The sequence below is a fragment of the Delftia sp. DLF01 genome (assembly GCF_014852125.1).
Lineage (GTDB): Bacteria > Pseudomonadota > Gammaproteobacteria > Burkholderiales > Burkholderiaceae_C > Comamonas > Comamonas acidovorans.
The window spans coordinates 345,873-367,365 of sequence record NZ_JACVAZ010000005.1; the positions used below are offsets into that span (position 1 = coordinate 345,873).

A 21,493-nucleotide genomic window follows, 5' to 3' on the forward strand; every position below is an offset into this window, starting at 1 on the left:
CAAGAATGCGCCGGAGACCCAACCCATGAAAAACGACACCCAAGTGAGCATCCATCCGCTGGCCCAATTCGCTGCCTCGCTGCGCTGGGACGACGTTCCCGCCGCCGTTCAGCAGCGCGCCGAAGACCTCTGGGTGGACTGGTTCGGCTCCGTGCTTGCAGGCCAGGGCGCGCGCCCCGTGCAGAGCATCACGCGCTTTGCGCTGTCCCAGGGACCGGCGCAGGGGCCTAGCGAGATCCTGGGCAGTGCCGACACCACCTCGCCCATGATGGCGGCCCTGGCCAATGCTGCGGCCTCGCATGTGGCCGAGCAGGACGATGTGCACAACGGCTCGGTCTTCCATCCCGCCGCCGTGGTCTTCCCGCCCGCGCTGGCCGTGGCACAGAGCATCGGCGCCAGCGGCGCCGAGCTCATGGCCGCCTGCGTGGCCGGCTATGAGGTCGGCATCCGCGTGGGCGAGTTCCTGGGCCGCAGCCACTACCGCATCTTCCACACCACGGCCACGGCCGGCACCCTGGCCGCCGCGGCCGCCGTGGGCCGGCTGCTGGGCCTCACGCCTGCGCAGATGCAGCATGCCTTCGGCTCGGCCGGCACGCAGTCGGCAGGGCTGTGGGAGTTCCTGCGCACGGGCGCCGACAGCAAGCAGCTGCACACGGCGCATGCGGCCGCTGCGGGCCTGATGTCGGCCTACCTGGCCCGGGACGGATTCACCGGTGCGCAGGACATCTTCACCGGGCCGCAGGGCCTGGCGGCAGGCATGTCCACGGACGCCGATCCCACGCGCCTCACGGACGGCATCGGCACGCGCTGGGCCACGGCCGAGACCTCGTTCAAATGGCATGCCTCCTGCCGCCACACGCACCCGGCCGCCGACGCGCTGCTGCAGGTCATGCAGGACCACGGCCTGACCCCCGCCGACCTGGCGCAGGTTACCTGCCACGTGCACCAGGGCGCCATCGACGTGCTGGGCCCCGTGGTCGATCCCGGCACGGTGCACCAGAGCAAGTTCTCCATGGGCACGGTGCTGGCGCTGGCCGCGCGCCACGGCCATGCGGGCCTGGACGAGTTCGACAACGAATACCTGGCCGCCACCACGGTGGCCCTGCGCGAGAAGGTGGGCATGGTGCTGGACCCCGAGGTCGATGCCGCCTACCCCCAGCGCTGGATCGGCAAGGTCACCGTGCTCACCACCGATGGCCGCACGCTGCACGGCCGCGTGGAAGAGCCCAAGGGCGATCCGGGCAACACGCTGTCGCGCGAGGAGATCACGGCCAAGGCGCTGCGCCTGATCGCCTATGGCGGTGCCCTGCAGGACGACCCCGCCCAGGCCGCTGTAGCGCGGCTGTGGCAGATCGCGCACTGGCCGCGCGTGCAGCGCCTGCTTGACTGAGTTTTCGCGCCGGCCCCGGCCGGCGAATCCATGGGAAAGGCGCCACCACAGAGCGCCTCCCGCTTCCACCAAAGTGCACAGGAGACAAACCATGCAACGCACCACTTCTTTCCGCCGCCGCCTCGTTTACGCAGCGGCCGCCGCCTGCGCCCTTGCCGCCGGCGGGACGACTACCGGCGCCCTGGCCGCGGCCTGGCCCGACAAGCCCGTCGTCCTCGTCGTGCCCTACAGCGCTGGCGGCCCCACCGATGTGGTGGCGCGCCTGCTGGCCGTGCCCATGGGCCAGGTGCTGGGCCAGAGCGTGCTGGTCGAGAACACCGTGGGTGCGGGCGGCACCATTGCGCCCAACCGCGTGGCCAAGGCCAAGGCCGACGGCTACACCATCCTCATCCACCACATGGGCATGGCCACGGCGCCTGCGCTGTACAAGAAGCTGCCCTATGACCCGCTCAAGGACTTCGAGTACATCGGCCAGGTGCTGGACGTGCCCATGACCCTGCTGTCGCGCAAGGACTTCCCGGCCAACAACTTTGCCGAGCTGCTGGACTACGTGAAGAAGAACCAGGAGAAGGTCTCGCTGGCCAATGCCGGCATCGGCGCCGTCTCCCAGCTGTGCGGCATGCTGTTCATGCACCAGGCGGGCGTCAAGCTCACCACCGTGCCCTACAAGGGCGCAGGCCCGGCCATGAACGACCTCATGGGCGGCCAGGTGGACCTGCTGTGCGACCAGACCACGCAGACCGTGCCCGTAATCAAGGACGGCCAGCGCGCCAAGGTCTTCGGCGTGACCACGCCCAAGCGCCTGTCCTCGCTGCCCGACATCCCCACGCTGGACGAGCAGGGCCTCAAGGGCTTTGACGTCAAGGTCTGGCACGGCATGTACGCGCCCAAGGGCACGCCCAAGGAGGTGGTCATGGCCATCAACAAGGCGCTGAACGTGGCCATCAAGGACGAGAACGTCAAAAAGCGCATCGCCGAACTCAGCTCCGACCTGGTCACGCCCGACAAGGCCACGCCGGAAGGCCTGCGCACCCACCTGCAGGCCGAGGTGGCGCGCTGGGACAAGGTCATCAAGGCCGCAGGCGTCTCGGCCGAATAAACCGCTCTCCCAAGGACATCCGCATGCACGATCTGGCGCGACAGGCCACTTCCTTTCTCTTCGTCCCCGCCACGCGGCCCGAGCGCCTGGGCAAGGCCCTGGACAGCGGCGCCGACATGGTCATCGCCGACTGGGAGGACGCCGTGGCCCCGGCCGACAAGGACGGCGCCCGCCAGGCGCTGGCCCAGGCCGTGGGTGCGCTGGAAGGCCCGGCCCGTGCCCGCCTGCTGGTGCGCATCAACGCCGAAGGCACGCCCTGGCATGCGGATGACCTGCGCGCGCTGGCGCAGCTGGTGGAGCAGGGCGTGGCCGGCGCCATGGTCTCCAAGGCCGAGCGCGCCCAGACACTGCATGCGGTGGCCCAGGCTGCCGGTGCACGGGCAGCCGTGCTGCCCCTCATCGAAAGCGTGGTCGGCCTGGACGCGGCCGACGCCCTGGCTGCCGCGCCCCAGGTGGTGCGGCTGGCCTTCGGCCACCTGGACTTCCAGGTCGATGCGGGCATGGCCTGCGAGCAGGGCGAGGAAGAATTGCTGCCCATGCGCATGGCCCTGGTCCTGGCCTCGCGCCGCGCCGGCATCGGCGCGGCCGTGGACGGCGTGACGGTGGACACGCGCAACCCCGAGCGGCTGGCCCAGGACGCGGCACGCGCGCGGCGCATGGGCTTTGGCGGCAAGCTGTGCATCCACCCGGCCCAGGTCCAGCCCCTGCACGCCGTCTTCGACCCCGATGCAGCGGCCGTGGCCCACGCGCAGCGCCTGCGCCAGGCCCTGGCCGAGGCCGGAGGCGGCGTCTGCGTGCTGGACGGCCGCATGGTCGATGCGCCCGTGCTCAAGCAGGCCGAACAGGTGCTGCTGCGCCATGCCTGGGCGCAACAGAGATCTGCGGCACGGTCTTGATGAAAATGAGACTGATAGGCCGTTTTGCGCCAAGAGTTTTCTGATTCTGTTGCAAATAGTCCAATGATTTCCCTGATGGTGAATCCATCTGCCTCGAATACGCTTGGCTAACTCGATTGATTTCGAGACGGCGGTTTCTTGATCCGGTGTCTCCACCCATGGAGGCACCCAGGCAAAGGAGCGTGTGATGGCAGTGATCTCGGGGACGGCATCGAACAGCGGATTCAACGGCCAATTGAATGACCGACTTGAAGACCGAATGGATGACCGACTGAACAACCGATTGAATCGGCGCCAGGCGCTGGCCCTGGCGGCCGGCGCCGTGGCGGCAGGGCCCGCCAGCGTGCTGGCGCAGGCCGGCTTTGCCACACGGCCCGTGCGCATCGTCGTGCCCTTTGCGGCGGGCGGCGCCACCGACGTGATTGCGCGCATCCTGGGCGAGCGCATGGCCCAGCAGCTGGGCCAGACCGTGGTGGTGGACAACAAGCCCGGCGCGGCCGGACTGATCGGCGGCGAAATGGTGGTCCGCTCCGCGCCGGACGGGCTCACCCTGCTGCTGGGCACCACCTCCACCATGCTCACCAACAAATACCTCTACAAGAAGACCGCCTACGACCCGCTGACCGACCTCACGCCCCTGTCGCGCGTGTGCATGGCGCCCATCGCCCTGGTGGTCACGGCCGACGTGCCCGCCACCAACCTGCGCGAATTCATGGCCTGGGCCCAGGCCAACGCGGGCAAGCTCTCATATGGCTCCTACGGCATAGGCTCGCACGGCCACCTGGCCTGCGCCGTGCTCAGCGACATGGCCGGTGCCGGCATGGCGCATGCCGCCTACCGGGGCGAGGCGCTGATGGTGCAGGACATGCTGGGCGGGCGCATCCCCATCGGCATGGGCAGCCTGCTCACGCTCAAGCCCCACATCGATCCAGGCAAGCTGCGCGCCCTGGCCGTCACCGGCACGCGCCGCGTGCCCCTGCTGCCCGAGGTGCCCACATTTGCCGAGGCCGGCTACCGCCACGAGGCCATGGAACTGTCCGGCTGGCTGGCCATCGCCGGCCCCAAGGGCCTGCCGGCCGACCTCACGCGGCAATGGGGCGAGATCTCCAACCGCGCCGTGGCCAGCCGCGAAGGCACGGCCCGCATCATCGCCGCCGGTTTCGTCCCTGTTGATGACGACAGCCCTCAGCGCTTCGGCAAGGCCTGGGCGCAAGAGGCTCCGGTCTGGGGGCGGCTGCTGCAGGCGGCGGGGGTGCAACCCGGTTGATGGCGCACAGCGGCCCTGGTTGCCCACGGCTGCACTCATGCCCTGTGCTGTAATCGCCCCTCCTCAGGCGGCCCCGGTGGTGCAATGCCATGACGGGACAGCCCGTGGTTTCTCAAACATTCAAGAGAGGGTATTACCGTGAGTGCATTGGTCATCAAGGCCTGGAAGGCCAGCGAGCAACCCATAGACGACAAGGGCAACCACATTGCCATCACAGGCCGCGAAGGCGGCCTGGTCGCCTGGATCCTGTCCAAGGTCAACATCGATCCCACCACCACCATCCGCGTGGGCAGCGAGCGCCTGGAGTTCAGCAGCGCCTCGCTGTCGGGCACCCAGTCGCGCCTGATCCCGCTGCAGGGCATCTGCTCCACCTACTACGGCTATCACAAGCCCTGGAAGACGGCGCTGGGCATTGGTGCCCTGTCCCTGTTCATGGGCGGGTCCATGATGGCCCAGAGCTTCTTTGCAGGTCTGGTGGTCATGCTGATCGGCTGGGGCATCGCCGCCGTCATCTACTTCCTGAACCGCACCCTGACGCTGGGCTTCATCGAGAACAGCGGCGCAGTCAACGGCATCCAGTTCAAGCGCTCGGTGATCGAGAACATCGACATCACCCAGGAGCAGGCCAGGCAGGTCTGCGAACTGATGCAAAAGCTGATCGAGGCCAAGGAAAAGCGGCTCTGACGACGCGGCGGCACGCAAGTGCCGTCCGGCGCCATCCGGCGCCGCGCGTGCCCTGCGCTCAGGCCTGTGCCGGGCTGCGCGCCATCAGCTTGAACGTCCCCGTGGCCAGGGCCACCAGGGTGCCATCCTCGGAACGAACTTCGCCGCGCGCGAAGCTGATGGAGCGGCCGCGCCGCTCGCAGTGGGCGGTGGCGATGAGATCGCCGCTGCCGGCCGAGACGTAGTGCAGCGTTAGGTCGATGGTGGCCACGCCGAAGGCCGTGGGGTCATGCGAGCGGCAGGCCGAGGCCAGGGCGCAGTCCAGCAGCGAGGCGATGGCGCCGCCGTGCACGTCGCCGCGGCTGTTGGCCTGATCCGGTTGAAAGCCCATGCGGATCTGGGCGCGGTCCTCGCCGATGCGTTCACCGCTGAGCTTCATGGCGCGGGCCATGGGCATGGGCAGGCCGAAGAGGATGCCGGGCGCCTCGCCTTCGAAGGGGTTGGCCGGGTGTTCTTTGATGGGTGTATTCATGGACATGATCATCGCATTGGGCGCGGCGCTCGAGACTGGCGTGTACCGACTCCGGGGCACCGAGGAAGGGCCGTCCCGCACCGAGGGTGCCGCCGGTTGCCCGGATGCCCCCCTCCCGCGAAGCGAGAGAGGGCGCCGTGCACACGGGGGAAGCGGCGCAGCCGCTCAGGGGGTGACTTTCAATCCACCCGTGCACCTGTCGATTTGACGACAGTGGCCCAGCGCGTGATTTCCTTGTCGATATGCGCCTGCAGCGCCTCGGGCGTGGAGCCCACGGGTTCGTAGCCGCCGGCGGCCAGCTGGGCCTGCAGCGCGGGCTGGCGCAGGGCGGTGGCGATCTCGCGGCTCAGTCGCTGGGTGGCTTCGGCGGGCGTGCCGGCCGGCGCGATGACGGCGTACCAGCCGGTCACGTCGAAGCCTGCGATGCCCTGCTCCTGGATGGTGGCTACCTCGGGCGCCAGCGCCGAGCGCTGCGGGCTGGTGACGGCCAGCGCGTGCATGCGCCCGCTGCGGATGTGGGGCATGGAGGTGGAGATGCTGTCGAAGGTCAGGTCGATGTCGCCGGCCAGCATGGCGTTGACCACGCCCGCGCTGCCTTTGTAGGGCACATGGGTCATGCGCACGCCTGCCATGGAACCGAAGTACTCGGCCGCAAGATGCCCCGTGTTGCCGTTGCCCGCCGAGCCGAAGGTGAGCTTGCCGGGGTTGGTCTTGGCGGCCTGGATGAGTTCCTGGATGTTCTTTGCCGGCAGCTTGCTGCTGGCCGCAACCACCATGGGCAGGTTGGCCACCAAAGACACGGGCGCGAAGTCGCGGCGGGTGTCGTAGGGCAGCTTGGGATAGAGGCTGTCGTTGATGGCATGGGCGGCCAGCACCATGAGCACGGTGTAGCCATCGGGCCTGGCGCGCGCCACGTATTGCGAGGCCAGCGTGCCGCCTGCGCCGGGCTTGTATTCGAGCACCACGGGCTGGCCCAGCTGCTGCTGCAGTTGCACGGCCAGAGGGCGGCCCAGGAGGTCGGCACTGCCGCCGGGTGGATAGGGAATGACCAGCTGTATGGGCTTGGCAGGCCAGGCCTCGGCAGCATGGGCGAGATGGGCGGCGGGGGCCAGCAGGGCGCAGGTCGCCAGGGCCAGGCAGGACAGCAGGCGGCGGCGCGGGAGTGGGGGCATGGGCATGGGCATGAGGGGACTCCGTTTCATGAAGAGGACAGGGCGCCGGCCTGGTACTGCTCGCGCAGCGCGCGCTTGAGCACTTTGCCGATCTCGCTGCGCGGCAGGCTGGCGGCCAGCCGCAGCTCGGCCACGCGCTGGGTCTTGCCCACGCGGGCGTTCAGCCATTCGCGCAGCTCGGCGGCCGAGGGCGTGGCATCGGGGCGCGCCACGGCGTAGGCCACGGGGGTCTCGCCCCATGCATCGGAGGGCACGCCGATCACCGCGCATTCGGCCACCTGCGGGTGCTGCAGCAGCACGGACTCGATGTCGCTCGGGTAGACGTTGAAGCCGCCCGTGATGATCATGTCCTTCTTGCGGTCGCCCAGCACGATGAAGCCGTCCTCGTCCAGACGGCCCACGTCGCCGCTGCGGATGAAGCGCAGGCCCTGGGCGTCGAACCATTCGGCCTCCTGCGTCTTGTCGGGCAGGCGGTGGTAGCCGCTCATCATTCCGGCCGAGCGGCCCACGATCTCGCCCTGCTCGCCGGGCGGCAGTTCGCGGCCCTGCTCATCGATGAAGCGGATGTCGGCGCCCGGCCCTGGCCTGCCCACGGTGTGCAGCTTGTCGGGGAAGTCATGGCAGTGCAGCTCGCAGCGCACGCCGCCTTCGGTCATGCCGTAGTACTCGATGAGCCGTCCGGGCCAGCGGCGCAGCACCTCGGCCTTGAGCGCGGGATGGAACGGCGCGCTGGTGCAGAACTTGTGCCGCAGACGGCTCAGGTCGGCGCCGTCGAACCCCGGGCACTGCATCAGCCGTTGGTACTGCACGGGCACGAGCATGGTGTGGGTGGCACGGTGGCGCTCGGCCAGTTCCAGGTAGTGCGCCGCGTCGAACTTGCGCATCAGCACCAGGGTGCCGCCCAGGCCCAGCGTGGGCAGGGCCGCGACCAGGGTGGTGTTGGAGTACAGCGGCGTGGCGCACAGCGAGACGGCATCGGGCCCGTAGCCGTTGTGGATGGCGCGCTGCACATGGGCCCAGCGCATGGCCCAGGACTGGACGATGCCCTTGGGCACGCCCGTGGTGCCCGAGGAGTAGATGACGTTGAAGGGCCAGTCGGGCTGGGGGTGGATGGGCGTGGGTGCCGTGCCATGGTCCGTTTCGTCCGCAGCCAGCCATTGCGACCACGGCATGCCGGCTTCGACAGCGCCGTCCAGAGCCACGCATTGCAGATCCTGTCCGGCCTGCAGCGGCCATTGCGCGGCGGTGTCCGCGTCGCGCAGCACCAGCCGGGCGCCGCAGTTGTCCAGCATGGCGCTCAGGTGGCCGGCGGTGGCCGACGGGGCCAGCGGCGCCACGGCCACGCCCGCGCGCAACGCACCCAGGAAAGCCAGCACGTACTCGGGCGAGCTGCCCGCGCAGATGGCCACCACGTCGCCGGGGCCCAGGCCCTGGCGTTGCAGGCGCAGGGCCACGCGGTCCATGCCCAGGCGCAGCGCGGCGTAGTCGAGGCTGCGGCCGTCCATGGCCAGGGCGGTGTGGCTGGGGTGCTGGCTGGCCTGCAGCGCGACGAGTTCGGGCAGCGAGCCAAAGGGCTGGCGCAGCAGGGCGGCGATGTCTTCTTGCATGGGAGGGGAGGGACGGACGGGAGGGGAGAACTATTCCAGCGACAGGCCTGCGGCCTTGACGATCTGGGCCCAGCTCTTGCGTTCCTGGGCGATGAAGGCGTCGTACTCGGCCGGTGTCTCGCCACCGGGCACGCCACCCAGGTCGGCAAAGCGCTGGCGCACTTCGGCCGTCTGCATGGCGCGCCGGGCCGACTGCTGGATGCGCTCGACCACGGCATCGGGCGTGCCGGCAGGGGCCAGCAGCCCGAACCAGGCCGTAACCTGCATGGGCACGCCGGCCTCGGTCATGGTGGGCACCTCGGGCAACTGGGCCGAGCGCGTGGCGCTGGTGATGGCCAGCGCGCGGAACTTGCCGCTCCTGATGTGCGGCATGGAGCTGGGCAGGTTGTCGATCATGTAGTCCACCTGCTGGCCCAGCAGCGCCGTGACCGCAGGCGCGGCGCCGGGAAAGGGCACGAGCGTGACCTCGATGCCGGCCTTCTGGCGGAACATCTCCGAGGACATGTGCGGCGACTGGCCCACGCCCGACGTGGACACGTTCAGGCGCCGGGTCCTGGCCAGCTCCACCAGCTCGCGCACGCTGCGCACGGGCGAATCGGCATGGACCACGAGGATGTTGGGCACGGAGATCACATTGGTGATGCCGCGCAGATCGCTTTCCTTGTAGCTGAGCTGCTTGTATAGGCTGAAATTGATGGCCACCGGGCCGATGTTGCCCATCAGCAGCGTGTAGCCATCGGGCCTGGCGCGCGCCACCTGGGCCGTGCCGATGCTGCCGCCGCCCCCGCCCTTGTTCTCCACCACCACCGAGGTGCCCAGGTCCTTGCCCATCTTCTCGGCCAGCACGCGCGCAGCAATGTCCGTGGTGCCGCCAGCGGCGGCCGGCACCACGATGGTGATGGGGCGTTCAGGCCAGGCCGCCGCCAGCGCGGCGGCAGGAGCCAGGGAGAAAAAAGGCAAAGCGGCCAGCAAGGCCAGCAGGCTGCGTCGGACGGTCATGGGCAGTCTCCAGTTCACTGCCCGCAACGATAGAAAACCCTGGGCCCCAGGGCACCAGGGTTTGACTGGAGATCCGCTTCGCCATTCGGAAACCCGCGCTTAGGCCCACTGGAACGCGTGCTAACCCGTTGCCGAAAAGGCGGCCACAAGAAAAAAAGGCGCCGAAGCGCCTTTCATTGACCGTGTGGTGCACAGCGCCAAAAACTGGCGCGGCCCAAGTCAGGGACACCGAGCAAGGGCCGCCCCGCCGCGAGGGTGTCGTCCCCCTCCCTTGCGAAGCAAGCAGAGAGGGGGAAGGCGCGTCAGCGCCTCAGGGGGTGATCAGGGATACAGTCCCCGCATCTCGCGCGCATGCAGGATGCGCTGGCAGGCCACGATGAAGGTGGCGGTGCGCAGCGTCACGCCGTGCTGCTGGGCGACCTGCCAGATGGCCGCGAAGGCGTCCTGCATGATGCGCACCAGGCGGGCGTTGATCTCGTCCTCGCTCCAGAAGAAGCTGGAGAAGTCCTGCACCCATTCGAAGTAGCTCACCGTCACGCCGCCGGCATTGGCCAGCACGTCGGGCAGCACCAGCACGCCCTTTTCGGTCAGGATGTCGTCGGCCTCGGTGGTGGTGGGGCCGTTGGCGCCCTCGATCACCATCTTGGCCTTGATCTTGCCGGCGTTGTCCTTGGTGATCTGGCCTTCCAGTGCGGCGGGGATCAGGATGTCGCAGTCCACGCTCCAGAAGTCGGCAGCGTCCATGGCCTCGGCGCCGTCAAAGCCGCCCACGCCGCCCTTGGCGGCCACGTGGGCCAGCAGGGCCGGCACGTCCAGGCCATTGGCGTTGTGGATGGTGCCGGTGTGGTCCTGCACGGCCACGACCTTGGCGCCCACGTCGGCGAACAGCTTGCCGGCCGTGCCGCCCACGTTGCCGAAGCCCTGCACGGCGATGCGCGCCCCCTGGACCGACAGGCCGGTCAGCTTGGCCGCTTCCACGCCCACGGTGAACACGCCGCGGCCGGTGGCCTCGACGCGGCCCAGCGAGCCGCCCAGGTCCACGGGCTTGCCCGTGACCACGCCGGTGGCGGTGGCGCCGGTGTTCATGGAGTACGTGTCCATCATCCAGGCCATGATCTGGCCATTGGTGTTGACGTCAGGCGCGGGGATGTCCTTGGAGGGGCCGATCAGCAGGCCGATCTCGCTGGTGTAGCGGCGCGTCAGGCGCTCCAGCTCACCGCGCGACAGCGTCTTGGGATCGACACGGATGCCGCCCTTGGCGCCGCCGTAGGGCACGTTGACGGCAGCGTTCTTGACCGACATCCAGGCCGACAGGGCCATGACTTCGGACAGGGTCACGTCCTGGTGGAAACGCACGCCGCCCTTGCCGGGACCGCGGCTCAGGTTGTGCTGCACGCGGTAGCCTTCGTAGTGGGCGATGGTGCCGTTGTCCAGCTCGATCGGCACATCAACGATCAGGATGCGCTTGGGGCGCTTGAGGGTTTCGACCCAGCGGGCGAGATGGCCCAGATAGGGCGTGACGCGATCGACCTGCTGCAGGTAGTTGCCCCAGGGGCCGAGGTGATCGGCCTGCAGGTAGGAAGGGATGGCGTGGTTGGTAACGCCGGCCGAAGCGGGTTGCTGCATGGTGGTTCCACACAAGAGTTGTCTGAGGGTTTTGAGCTTATTCCCGGGGCTATGCGCTGTCCAACGCCTTATGAGCGAGAGCCTTATGCATTTAATGCATAACCCTGGGAGCGCCTTGTCCAGCGGACAATCGGGGCCGCTTGAGACCCACCGATGCACTCCAGGAAAGCCGCTCCATGACGAACACGCCCCGCACTCCCACAGCCTTGGCCCACGCGCTGCTCCAGGCACGCCACAGCGGCGAATTGCTGGACGCCGACGATTGGGCCGACGTGGTGCGCACGCCCGCAGATGCACAGGCCGTGCAGGCCGCCATTGCGCCCGCCCTGGGCTGGCGCGTGGCCGGCAGCCCGCAGGGGCCGGGCCGCGTTCCGGGCTATTGGAAGTCTGGCGCGCCGCGCCGCGATGCCCCGCTGACCCATGCGCCGCTGCCCGAAGAAGGCGTCTGGGCCAGCCCCTCGGTCGCTGGCGGCGCGCCGCTGCACCTGCGCGGCATCGAAGCCGAGATCGCTCTGCGTCTGGGCCGCGATGTCACGGCCGCGATGGCCGCCGCCCTGCAGCCCGGCGAGGGCCTGGAGCTGATCGACGGCATCACCGCCGCCATCGAGGTGGTGGATACGCGCTGGCGCCAGCACCTGAAGGCACCGCCGCTGCTGCTGGCCGCCGACGGCCTGTGCCATGGCGCCCTAGTGCTGGGACCTTGGCAGGACGCTTCGCGGCTGCTGCCACGCGAGTCGCCGCGGGACTGGTCAGCCCAGGTCTGCCGGCTGCGCGTGGGCGCGGCGCCGCTGCAGGCGTTCACCGGAACGCATCCGCTGGGCGACCCGCTGTGGCTGCTGGCCGGCTGGCTGCAGGAACTGGTGCGCCGCTATGGCAGCGTGCCCGCAGGCACGGTGGTGACTACGGGCACGTGGAATGGACTGGCCTTTGCGCAGGCCGGTGACCTGGTGGTGGCTGAGCTGGACGGCATCGCCGAGGCCCGCCTGCAGCTGTGAGGCTTCAGGCAGGCCATCGAGTGATCAGGTGATCTTGTAGTCCTTGAGGGCCGGATCGCCCTCGGGAAAGCGCAGGTCCAGGTTGCGCATCACCTCGCGCAGCAAGGTGGCGATCATGAGGTTGCGGTGCGTCTTGGAATCCGCGGGCACGATGGTCCAGGGCGCCCAAGGCGTGTGCGTGGCGCCCAGCAACTGGCCGTAGGCCTGCTGGTAGTCCTTCCACTGCGTGCGCACCTTCATGTCGTTCTCGTCGAACTTCCAGTGCTTGGCCGGGTCGTCCAGGCGCTCCTGCAGGCGCGCGCGCTGCTCGTCGGCGCTGATGTGCAGCAGGAACTTGACGACCACGGTGCCCGTCTCGCTGAGCATGCGCTCGAAGTCGTTGATGTGGGCAAAGCGCTGGCGCTGCTGCTCAGGCGTGATCCAGCCGTTGACCACGGGCACCAGCACATCCTCATAGTGGCTGCGGTTGAATACCGTGATCTCGCCTGCGCCCGGCACGCGCTGGTGGATGCGCCACAGGTAGTCGTGCGCGCGCTCTGCATCGGTTGGCGCCTTCCAGCCCACGGCGTTCATGCCCAGGGCGCTGGTGCGGCCGAAGACGCCACGGATGGTGCCGTCCTTGCCCGCCGTGTCCGTGCCCTGCAGCACGACCAGCAGCTTGTAGCGGCGGTCGGCGTACAGCAGGTTCTGCAGCGCGTCGATCTCTTCGGCCAGGGCCTCGACGGCGGCCTTGTCCTCGGTCTTGCCGTTGCCGTTGGAAAAGGGCTTGGCGCCGGGGTCGAAGTCGGCCAGGGCAATCGGCTTGTCCTTGTCGGACTTGGCGGAGCGCGGCTGCCACTGCTCCCAGAGCTTTTGCACGTCCGCATCGCGGCTGGAGAAAGGGTTGAAGGCGTCCATGGCTTGAGCGGTGGGTGAGCGGAGAAGGTCAGGGCTGGGCGCGAATGGACTGCACCTGCAGTTGCGGCGACACCATCGAAGGCGCGGCGCCAGCGGCGGGCCTGGGGCCGGGCTGGCCCCGGACCTCCACGTTCTGCCGCTGCCACTGCGTGACCTGCTCGGCGCTCAGGCCCTTGAGCTGCCAGGTCTCGCCGGAGGCGGTCTGCAGCACGGGCTGCTCATGGGGCGCATTGCCACGCAGCACCAGACGGCCTTGCAGGGTCAGGGGCTGGCCGGCATCCGGCGCGGCGGGCGCGGCCGATGCCGAAGCGGGTGCCGGTGCGGTTGCAGGAGGTGGAGGTGGCGCGGCGCAGGCCGTGGCCAGCAGCGACAGGCTGCTGGCCAGCAGCAGGGGCAGGGCCCGGGCGACTGCGGTATGGGATGTCTGGGTCATGGCGGTCATTGCACGATGGCGGTGAGGGTGGTGCCGGCGGGAACGCGCAACTGCTCCTGGTACAGGCCCTGGGCGTCCGGCTGGCGTACGAAGGGGAAGTGGCCGCGCGCCGCGAGCTGAGCGGGCACGGCGGCGGGCAGGCGGCGTGCAGCCGCATAGCGCTGGCCGTCGATGCCCACCAGGGTGAAGCCCTGGTCCGTGCGTGCGGGCCAGCCGTAGCCGGCCGGGCCGCTGGAAGGCAGCAGGGCGATGTTGGCACCCCATCGCTGCAGCGTGACGGGCAACGAGGGGCCACCGGCCTGTGCAATGGCGTTGCCTAGCACCTGCAGCGAGTCGGGCGAGGAGGTGTTCCTCAGCATCTGCTGGTAGAAGCCCACGCCGTGCTGGCGCAGCAGATAGGCGCCCAGGCTGCCCGTGACGTTGTAGCCGAAGCAGGTGGCGTTGACATCCGAGGCCCAGCTGGCCAGGTCGCAGTTGAAGCCGGGCTTGGACATCCAGCCGGTAATGCGGCCGTCACGCATGGGATTGGTGCCGGGTGTGAGTCTTTCGGCCAGGATGTCTTCGGACATCAGGGCCGACATCTCTTCCAGGAAGGTGTCGAACATGTAGTCCGAGCCCTTGAGCGCGCCGCGCTGGTAGAAGTTGATCATGTGGATGAACTCGTGCGACAGCGTGCTGATCTGCGTGGTCAGCCCGTTGGCGCCGCCCAGGTACAGCGTTTCCGTGTCCATGTAGAACGACAGCGATTCGTTGCTGTACTGGAACTGCGAGTTGCCGGCCGTGCGCTTAAAGTTGTTCACGGCCCAGAAGTAGCCCAGCAGACCGTAGGGCTGGCTGTCGGGCGTGAAGTTCACGAACACGATGTCGATCGGCTGGTCGGCCGCGATCAGCTCGCTGTGGGCCTGGGGCCCCCAGGGCTGGCCTGCCAGCCCCGTGACCAGGGCGTGCACGGAATCCGGCCCGCTGGAAAAGCGCTGTATCACGGTGTCCAGCAGGGCGTCGCTGACCTTGGCGCCGCCGTACTCGCTGTCTTCCAGCCACAGATTGATGGTGCGGGTGCCCGTGGGCGTGGGCGCCGTGGTCTGGCGCCGCAGCGTGGCGCTGCGCGTCTCGACCGTGGGGCTTTCCGTGTTGACGAACCAGCTGCGCTGGCTGCCCACGGGCAGCACGGCCGCCGACACCGCGCGCGAGGGCTGCACGCTCTGCCCTGAAACCGGGGCGGGCAGGCTCGGCTTGAAGTCACGTACGCGCTGGGGGATCTGGTTGACCAGCTGCGCAGCGCTCAGCGACTGTTGCGCCGCAATGCCCTGCGCCGCTGCGGCTGGCGGCGTGAGCGTGATGGGCGGCAGGGCCACGGCGGCATCGCCGGTGTTGGTATAGATCAGCGTCACGGGCCGGGTGCCCAGATTGCGCAGGCCCACGGCAACGGGCTGCTCTGCGGCGGTGGCGTTGGTGTAGCTCCAGACGCCGACGCCCTGGCCGGAATAGGTGGTGGCGTCGGTCGCGCCGCACGAGGCGCCCGTGCAGGCGGGGCTCAGCTGTGTCGTGATGGAGTCGCCCGGCGTGGAGCCGCCGCCCCCGCCGCCGCAGCCTGCCAGTCCCGCACCCAGTGCCAGTGCAACAAGGGCCTTGCCCCCAAAGTGATCTTGAAACATGGGTTCCTCTCGATGGTCCATGTCCAGCCAGAAGAAGAAGGAGGCGGCCGGACGCTTGCGCAACTATCCCAGGCCTGCCTGCAGGCGGCAAGCACCGGCCGGTTTCCCGCGTGTAGGCGCAGGGCTTGCCTGCAGGTCGCAAGCCGCAGGCCTCACCTGGGCTCCAGCCGCACCGGCACCTGCAGCTGCTCCACGAACCGCCGCGCCGCCAGCCCCAGCGGGCGCTCCTTGGACCACACCCAGTCCACGAACAGCTGGGTGCCGTTGCTGATGTTGCACAGCGGGATGCGCAGCAGCGCGCCCGTTTGCAGCAGGGGCTCGGCGACGCTGAAGGGCAGCCACCCCCAGCCCAGGCCGGCCGAGACCAGCGACAGGGCCGCCAGATGGCTGTCCGTGCGCCACAGCTGGTGCGAGATCACGAAGCGCGGATCGGTATGGGCCAGGTCGCGGCTGGCCAGCAGGATCTGGCGTGCGCCGGCCAGCTGGCCCACGTCCAGGCGCTGCTGCCCGTCCACGCCCAGTTGCCGGGCCAGCGGGTGCCTGGCCGCCATCACGGCGACCATGGTTTCCTGGCCCATCTCCTGGAAATCCTCGCGGCCGTCGATGGCCGGGCGCTCGAAGACCAGGGCCAGATGCGCGCGGCCCGAATGCAGTTCCTTGAGCGCATCGACCTGGGCGGCCACCAGCACCTCCACCTCCAGCCCCGGGAATTCCTCGACCAGCGGCTGCAGCGGCGCGGCCCAGGCCGTGGACAGCAGCTCGGGCGCGATCACCAGGGTCAGCCGCTCCTCCAGTCCCTGGTGCAGGGCCAGCGCCTGGTGGTTGAGCTGCTGCAGCTGGGCGGCCAGCAGCCGGGCCTGGGGCTCCAGTGCGCGCGCCGCCGCCGTGGGCCGGGGCTCGCGGCCGCTGCGGTCGAACAGCTGCAGGTCCAGCTCTGCCTCCAGCTGGGCGATGGCCATGCTCACGGCCGAGGGCACCCGCCCCAGCCGGCGTGCGGCGGCAGAAAACGAGCCGTGGTCCAGCACGGCAAGGAACAGCGGCACCTGGTCAGCGGGGAAGGACATGGCGGGAACCTGTCAGTTTTATTGAAAGAATCTGACTTTAACGTTCAATTCCGGACAAATAAACTGCGCCCCCTATGACCTTGCAGACACACAAAAAGGGCCTCCAGGGGCCCAAGCGCAAAGTGGTCTTCGTGACCCTGTATGAACTGATCGCCATCGCGGCCTCCAGCCTGCTGTTCATGGCCATCGGCCAGAGCGCCGGGCATTCGGGCGGCATGGCGATTGCCGCCTCCACGCTGGCCATCGTCTGGAACCTGACCTTCAACCACCTGTTCGAGCAATGGGAGGCGCGCCAGAGCGTCAAGGGCCGCTCGGTGATGCGCCGCGTGGTGCACGCCCTGGGCTTCGAGGGCGGGCTGGCCATGGTGCTGATCCCGCTGATGGCCTGGTGGTTCGGTGTCACGCTGTGGGAGGCCACGGTGATGGAGGCCGGCCTGCTGGTCTTCTTCCTGGTCTACACCTATGTCTTCAACTGGTGCTTCGACCATGTGTTCGGCCTGCCGGCCTCGGCCTCGGCGTCCGCTGCGGTGGCCCCGCGTGCTCAGGGCGAGCCGGCCTGCAGCAACTGACCGGCCACGGCGGCGGCGGCCGTGCGGGTCTCCACGCCGAGTTTCTCGAAGATGTGCTCCAGGTGCTTGTTCACCGTGCGCGGGCTCATGCCCAGGATGTCGGCGATGTCGCGGTTGGTCTTGCCCTTGCTCAGCCATGACAGCACCTCGGTCTCGCGCGGGGTGAGCGCCACCTGCTGCAGCCGGCGCGCGGCCGGCGTCTGCGGCGCCTCGTGGCTGAGCAGCACCATCGACTCCCCCAGGCCGCTGGCGCCCATGTGGCGCGCCAGCAGCTGGCGGCCATCGGCCAGGGCCAGCGCCAGATCCTGGGGAGCGGGCTGGCCCTCCTGATCCGCCTGGCCGGGCTGATCCGCTTTGCCGTGCTCATCCGGCTGGCGGGCGCCGGCCAGCCAGTCCCCGGCCGCCTCCAGCGGGAAGGGCTGGTCCGCAAAGGCCTCCTCCAACCAGCGCGATGCCTGGGGCGAACGCCAGGCCACGCGGCCCTGGCCGTCGAGCACCACCACGCCCAGCCCAGCCACGTCCACGGCCTCCTGCGCCTGGCGCGTGGCGCGGGCATTGCGCACATGGGTGGCCAGGCGCACCAGCACCTCGGGGATGCGCAGCGGCTTGACCACGTAGTCCACGCCACCGCTGGCAAAGCCGCGGATGATCTGGTCCGTGTCCGACAGGCCGGTCATGAACACCACGGGCACATGGGCCCAGGCCGGCGTGGCCTTGAGCGTGCGGCACAGCGTGAAGCCGTCCATGCCGGGCATGACGGCGTCCAGCAGCACGCCGTCGGGCACGGTGAGGGCGAAGCGCTGCAGGGCCTCGTCGGCGTCGCGGGCGGCGAGCACCACGTAGCCTTCGGCGGCCAGCGCGTCGCACAGCATGCGCAGGCTGTCCAGCGCGTCGTCCACCACAAGGATGACGTGGGCGTTGTGAGGGGGGGGGCTGGGGTGGCTGCTGCTGTCGGCGGTCGTCATCTGTGGCCTTTGCGGGTTCTCATTCATCGGTCTCCTCTCTTTCTTCGTCTTCTTCATCCTCTTGCTCGGGCCGCGGCAGCATGCGCGCCAGCGCATCGAAGTCGAAGCGGTTCGCGCAGGCCTGCAGCGCATCGAGCAGCGCGGCATGCGCGGGCGCCTGCTGGCGCGCCTGGCGCAGGCGCTCGCGCAGGGCAGTGGCCTGGCCCGATCGCGCCAGCCGGGCCAGGTCTTCACGCAGATCGGGCGGGAAGGGGGCGGCTGCTGGCGCCTCCGCTGCCTTGGCCTCTGCCTGCTCTGCACGCGGCGCCGGCAGCAGCAGCGGGCGGTTGTCATGCACCCATTCCAGCCGCAGCACGCGCTCGAGCACCTGCAGCAGCTCGGACTCGGTCACGGGCTTGGCGACGAAGCCCTGGCAGCGCGCATCGGCCAGGCGCGGCGGGTCGTTGTCGAACAGGTTGGCCGAGACGAAGACCACGGGCAGCTGCTGCGCTTCCCAGCGCGCGCGCAGCAGGGCGGCGGTCTGCCAGCCGTCCAGGTCGTCCATGCTGATGTCCAGCAGCACCAGGTCGGGCGGGCTTTGCTCCACGATCTCCAGGCACTCGCGGCCGCTGGCGGCCTCGCGGATCTCGAAGCCCAGCGGCAGCAGCAGGCCGGCCAGCAGCTGGCGCTGCAGCGGCTGGTCGTCCACCACCAGCAGGGTGCGCCGGGGCGGCAGATAGCCGATGACGGTGTGCAGCGTGGCGGCGGCGCCCGGAGGGACCCAGGACGCGTCGGGCGCCATCTCGGGCAGGTACAGGCGCACGGTGAAGCAGCTGCCCTCGCCGGGCGTGCTGCTCAGGGTGAGCTGCCCGCCCATCAGCTCGGTCAGCAGATGGGTGATGGTCAGCCCCAGGCCCGTGCCCGCCTCGCTGACGCGCCGCCCCGCGCTGCCGCGCTCGAAGGGCACGAAGATGCGCTCCATGTCCTGCGGTTCGATCCCGATGCCGGTATCAATGACCTCGATGCGCGAGACATGGGGCCTGAAGTCCATGCGCAGCCGCACCTCGCCGCGTTGGGTGAAGCGCACGGCGTTGGACAGCAGGTTGATCAGGATCTGGCGCAGCCGCTTGGCGTCGGCCCGCACCCAGCGCGGCATGGTGCCCAGCGTCTCGACCGAGAACTGCAGCCCCCTGGCCTGTGCCTGGGGCCGCATCATGGCCTCGATGCCGTCGATCAGCGCGGGCAGGGGCAGGGGGGCGAGGTCCAGGCGCAGGCGGCCGGCCTCGATGCTGGCCAGCTCCAGCGATTCGTCGATCAGCGCGCGCAGGTGCTGGCCGCTGTGCTGCATGGTGGACAGGGTCTCGCGCACCCAGCCATCGACCTGCGGGCTCTTGAGCAGGATCTGCGTATAGCCCAGCAGGCTGTTGAGCGGCGAGCGCAGCTCGTGCGTCATGCCGGCCACATAGCGCGTCTTGGCCTGGCTGGCCTGCTCGGCATGGTCCTTGGCGGCCTGCAGCTCGGCATCGGTGCGCTTGTGGGCGGCAATCTCCTGCAGCAGCAGCTGGTTCTGGCGCTCGGACTCGTCCTGGGCCATGCGCCGGCTGTCCGTGCTCAGCACCACCCACCAGGCGGCCACGGCGCACAGCAGGGCCAGCAGCGCGAAGACCTTGAGGAAGGGGATGCGCAGCGCGCCGCCATCGACGCTGCCTGCCTGCAGGCTTTCCTGCATGTAGACCACGCCCACCATGAAGGCCGTCACCGCGCACAGCGACAGCATCACCACCAGGTACTGGCCCGCGCGGAAGTTCACCTTGGTCGCCCAGCGCGGCGGCAGCAGGGCTGAGGCCAGCGCATGCAACTGCTCGCCCGCGCGCGATCCGGTCTTGCAGCGGTCATGGCAGCGCGACTCCAGCGAGCAGCACAGCGAGCAGATGGGCGCGCCGTAGGCAGGGCAGTGCGCCATGTCCTCGGATTCGAAATGCTTCTGGCAGACGGCGCAGCGCACGGTCTCGCCGGGCTTCCACAGGTTGCCTGCGGGCCGCGCCAGGTAGTAGCGCCCGCCCGTCAGCCAGGCCAGCAGCGGCGACAGCAGCATGGACAGCGCCAGCGCGATGAAGGGCGAGAACGCGGCCGCCGTCTCGCCCAGCAGGCCCGCATAGGCGCAGCAGGCCACGGCGGCGGCCAGCAGCATGGCGCCCGGGCCCACGGGATTGAAGTCGTACAGATGGGCGCGGCGGAACTCGATGCCCGGCGGGCTCAGTCCCAGCGGCTTGTTGATGACCAGGTCGGCCACCAGCGCACCCACCCAGGCGATGGCCACGTTGCTGTAGATGGTCAGCACCTTCTCCAGCGCGCCGAACACGCCCAGCGTCATCAGCAAGGTGGCGATGACCACGTTGAACACCATCCAGACCACGCGCCCCGGATGGCTGCGCGTGATGCGCGCGAAGAAGTTGGACCAGGCAAGCGACCCCGCGTAGGCATTGGTCACGTTGATCTTGACCTGCGAGATGACCACGAAGACCACGGTCACCGCCACGGCCAGCCCCGGCAGGCCCAGGGCCTGCAGCACCTGCTGGAAGCCCACCAGGAACATCTGCGTGGGCTCGGCCGCGCGCGAGGCGTCCACCCCCTCCAGCTGCATGGCCGCGAAGGCGAGAAACGCGCCGCCCGCCATCTTGAGCATGCCCATCACGGCCCAGCCCGGCCCTGCCACCAGCACCGCGCCCCACCAGCGCAGGCGGTTGGCCCGGGTGCGCGGCGGCAGAAAGCGCAGGAAGTCCACCTGCTCGCCGATCTGCACCACCAGCGCGAAGATCACGGCCGCCGCCGCGCCGAACATCAGCGGATCGAACCGGCTGCTGCCCGAGCGCAGGCCGGTGAGGCTGGCGAAGTCGCGGTACAGCTGGGGCTGGGACAGCGCCATCCACACGAAGGGCAGCACCAGCAGGAACAGCCACAGCGGCTGCGTCCAGGCCTGCAGGCGCGAGATCAGCGTGATGCCGCGCATGGCCAGCGGCAGCACCACCAGGGCCGACAGCGCATAGCACCACTGCAGCGGCCAGTCCACCACCAGCTGCAGGGCCAGCGCCATGATGGCCGCCTCCAGCGCAAAGAAGATGAAGGTGAAGACGGCGTAGATCAGCGAGGTGATGGTCGAGCCCAGGTAGCCGAATCCCGCGCCCCGCGTCAGCAGGTCCATGTCCAGCCCGTAGCGTGCCGCGCAGACGGCGATGGGCAGCCCCGTCAGGAAGATCACCAGCCCCACGGTGACGATGGCCCACATGGCGTTGGCAAAGCCGTAGTTCAGCGCAATGGCGCCGCCGATCGCCTCCAGCGCCAGGAAGGACAGCGAGCCGAAGGCCGTGTTGGCCACGCGGAACTCGCTCCAGCGCCGGAAGCTGCGCGGCGTGTAGCGCAGCGCGTAGTCCTCCATGGTCTCGTCGGCCACCCAGGCGTTGTATTCGCGCCGGAACCGAAAGATGGTCTGCGGCGCGGGCGAGGTGCTGGCGGGGCTGTCGGGCGGGGGTGCGGAGTGCATTCCCAGGTCTAGCAAGAAACGTGCGGGGCCAATGCTGGCGCGGCTTTCAAGAGGAGTGCGCGGGGTGCGTACGCAGATGGCTACGTCAATTGACGTATGGGCGGTTTCAAGGGTTCTTCCTAATCTTGGACCCAGCGCGGAAAC

The 21,493-nt window shown here is 69.3% G+C and carries 18 protein-coding genes; 7 read left to right on the forward strand and 11 right to left on the reverse strand.

Annotated features, from left to right (window positions below):
• Positions 1-25 precede the first annotated feature (25 nt).
• The 5 genes from IB269_RS25265 (at position 26) to IB269_RS25285 (ending at position 5,336) form a co-directional block, all read left to right on the forward strand.
• The gene (locus IB269_RS25265; protein ID WP_063327778.1) at positions 26-1,390 is read left to right on the forward strand and encodes an MmgE/PrpD family protein; all 1,365 of its coding nucleotides are present in this window, start codon (positions 26-28) and stop codon (positions 1,388-1,390) included.
• A 91-nt stretch (positions 1,391-1,481) separates the two neighbouring features.
• The gene (locus IB269_RS25270; protein WP_017406883.1) at positions 1,482-2,489 is read left to right on the forward strand and encodes a tripartite tricarboxylate transporter substrate binding protein BugD; all 1,008 of its coding nucleotides are present in this window, start codon (positions 1,482-1,484) and stop codon (positions 2,487-2,489) included.
• 23 nt (positions 2,490-2,512) lie between these two features.
• Positions 2,513-3,385 carry an HpcH/HpaI aldolase/citrate lyase family protein gene (locus tag IB269_RS25275; protein ID WP_192368629.1) on the forward strand — a complete coding sequence of 291 codons (873 nt, stop codon included), beginning with the start codon at positions 2,513-2,515 and terminating at the stop codon, positions 3,383-3,385.
• A 187-nt stretch (positions 3,386-3,572) separates the two neighbouring features.
• A complete protein-coding gene (locus IB269_RS25280; protein ID WP_192368630.1) occupies positions 3,573-4,652 on the forward strand; it encodes a Bug family tripartite tricarboxylate transporter substrate binding protein in 1,080 nt (359 codons plus the stop codon).
• A 138-nt stretch (positions 4,653-4,790) separates the two neighbouring features.
• Positions 4,791-5,336 (forward strand): hypothetical protein, encoded by a 546-nt coding sequence (locus tag IB269_RS25285; RefSeq protein WP_012202143.1) that lies wholly within the window; start codon positions 4,791-4,793, stop codon positions 5,334-5,336.
• A gap of 58 nt (positions 5,337-5,394) precedes the next feature.
• Here the strand turns inward: IB269_RS25285 and IB269_RS25290 are convergent, their stop codons facing one another.
• The 5 genes from IB269_RS25290 to IB269_RS25310 all read right to left on the reverse strand — a co-directional run bounded on the left by IB269_RS25290 (position 5,395) and on the right by IB269_RS25310 (position 11,251).
• Positions 5,395-5,847, reverse strand: coding sequence for a PaaI family thioesterase (locus IB269_RS25290; RefSeq protein WP_013800094.1), 453 nt, complete (start codon positions 5,845-5,847; stop codon positions 5,395-5,397).
• A gap of 179 nt (positions 5,848-6,026) precedes the next feature.
• On the reverse strand, positions 6,027-7,025 hold the full coding sequence (locus tag IB269_RS25295; RefSeq protein ID WP_225614292.1) for a tripartite tricarboxylate transporter substrate binding protein: 999 nt from the start codon (positions 7,023-7,025) through the stop codon (positions 6,027-6,029).
• A 20-nt stretch (positions 7,026-7,045) separates the two neighbouring features.
• Positions 7,046-8,626, reverse strand: coding sequence for a class I adenylate-forming enzyme family protein (locus IB269_RS25300; protein ID WP_192368632.1), 1,581 nt, complete (start codon positions 8,624-8,626; stop codon positions 7,046-7,048).
• 30 nt (positions 8,627-8,656) lie between these two features.
• Positions 8,657-9,625, reverse strand: a complete 969-nt coding sequence (locus IB269_RS25305) for a Bug family tripartite tricarboxylate transporter substrate binding protein (RefSeq protein WP_012202149.1) — start codon at positions 9,623-9,625, stop codon at positions 8,657-8,659.
• A gap of 321 nt (positions 9,626-9,946) precedes the next feature.
• A complete protein-coding gene (locus IB269_RS25310) occupies positions 9,947-11,251 on the reverse strand; it encodes a Glu/Leu/Phe/Val family dehydrogenase (RefSeq protein WP_013800098.1) in 1,305 nt (434 codons plus the stop codon).
• A 176-nt stretch (positions 11,252-11,427) separates the two neighbouring features.
• Between IB269_RS25310 and IB269_RS25315 the strand changes: the two genes are divergently transcribed.
• Positions 11,428-12,246, forward strand: a complete 819-nt coding sequence (locus IB269_RS25315; protein ID WP_192368633.1) for a fumarylacetoacetate hydrolase family protein — start codon at positions 11,428-11,430, stop codon at positions 12,244-12,246.
• 24 nt (positions 12,247-12,270) lie between these two features.
• Here the strand turns inward: IB269_RS25315 and IB269_RS25320 are convergent, their stop codons facing one another.
• From IB269_RS25320 to IB269_RS25335, 4 genes are all read right to left on the reverse strand, one after another.
• Complete coding sequence (locus IB269_RS25320; RefSeq protein ID WP_192368634.1) at positions 12,271-13,143, reverse strand: PPK2 family polyphosphate kinase; 873 nt, start codon at positions 13,141-13,143, stop codon at positions 12,271-12,273.
• Between the two features lie 28 nt (positions 13,144-13,171).
• Positions 13,172-13,576: a hypothetical protein gene (locus tag IB269_RS25325; RefSeq protein ID WP_225614293.1), complete on the reverse strand. Its 405-nt coding sequence runs from the start codon at positions 13,574-13,576 to the stop codon at positions 13,172-13,174.
• Positions 13,577-13,581: 5 nt separating this feature from the next.
• Entirely contained in the window at positions 13,582-15,231 is a 1,650-nt protein-coding gene (locus IB269_RS25330) for a M30 family zinc metallopeptidase (protein WP_192368636.1), read from the reverse strand.
• Positions 15,232-15,383: 152 nt separating this feature from the next.
• The gene (locus IB269_RS25335) at positions 15,384-16,295 is read right to left on the reverse strand and encodes a LysR family transcriptional regulator (RefSeq protein WP_099732522.1); all 912 of its coding nucleotides are present in this window, start codon (positions 16,293-16,295) and stop codon (positions 15,384-15,386) included.
• A 74-nt stretch (positions 16,296-16,369) separates the two neighbouring features.
• Here IB269_RS25335 and IB269_RS25340 point away from each other — a divergent pair, with 74 nt between their 5' ends.
• The gene (locus IB269_RS25340; RefSeq protein WP_012202156.1) at positions 16,370-16,864 is read left to right on the forward strand and encodes a PACE efflux transporter; all 495 of its coding nucleotides are present in this window, start codon (positions 16,370-16,372) and stop codon (positions 16,862-16,864) included.
• On the opposite strand, the gene IB269_RS25345 is transcribed toward IB269_RS25340, so the two are convergent.
• Positions 16,837-17,829: a response regulator gene (locus IB269_RS25345; RefSeq protein WP_192368637.1), complete on the reverse strand. Its 993-nt coding sequence runs from the start codon at positions 17,827-17,829 to the stop codon at positions 16,837-16,839. The genes IB269_RS25340 and IB269_RS25345 overlap by 28 nt on opposite strands.
• A 19-nt stretch (positions 17,830-17,848) precedes the next feature.
• Positions 17,849-21,349, reverse strand: coding sequence for an ATP-binding protein (locus tag IB269_RS25350; protein WP_192368638.1), 3,501 nt, complete (start codon positions 21,347-21,349; stop codon positions 17,849-17,851).
• Between the last annotated feature and the right edge of the window lie 144 nt (positions 21,350-21,493).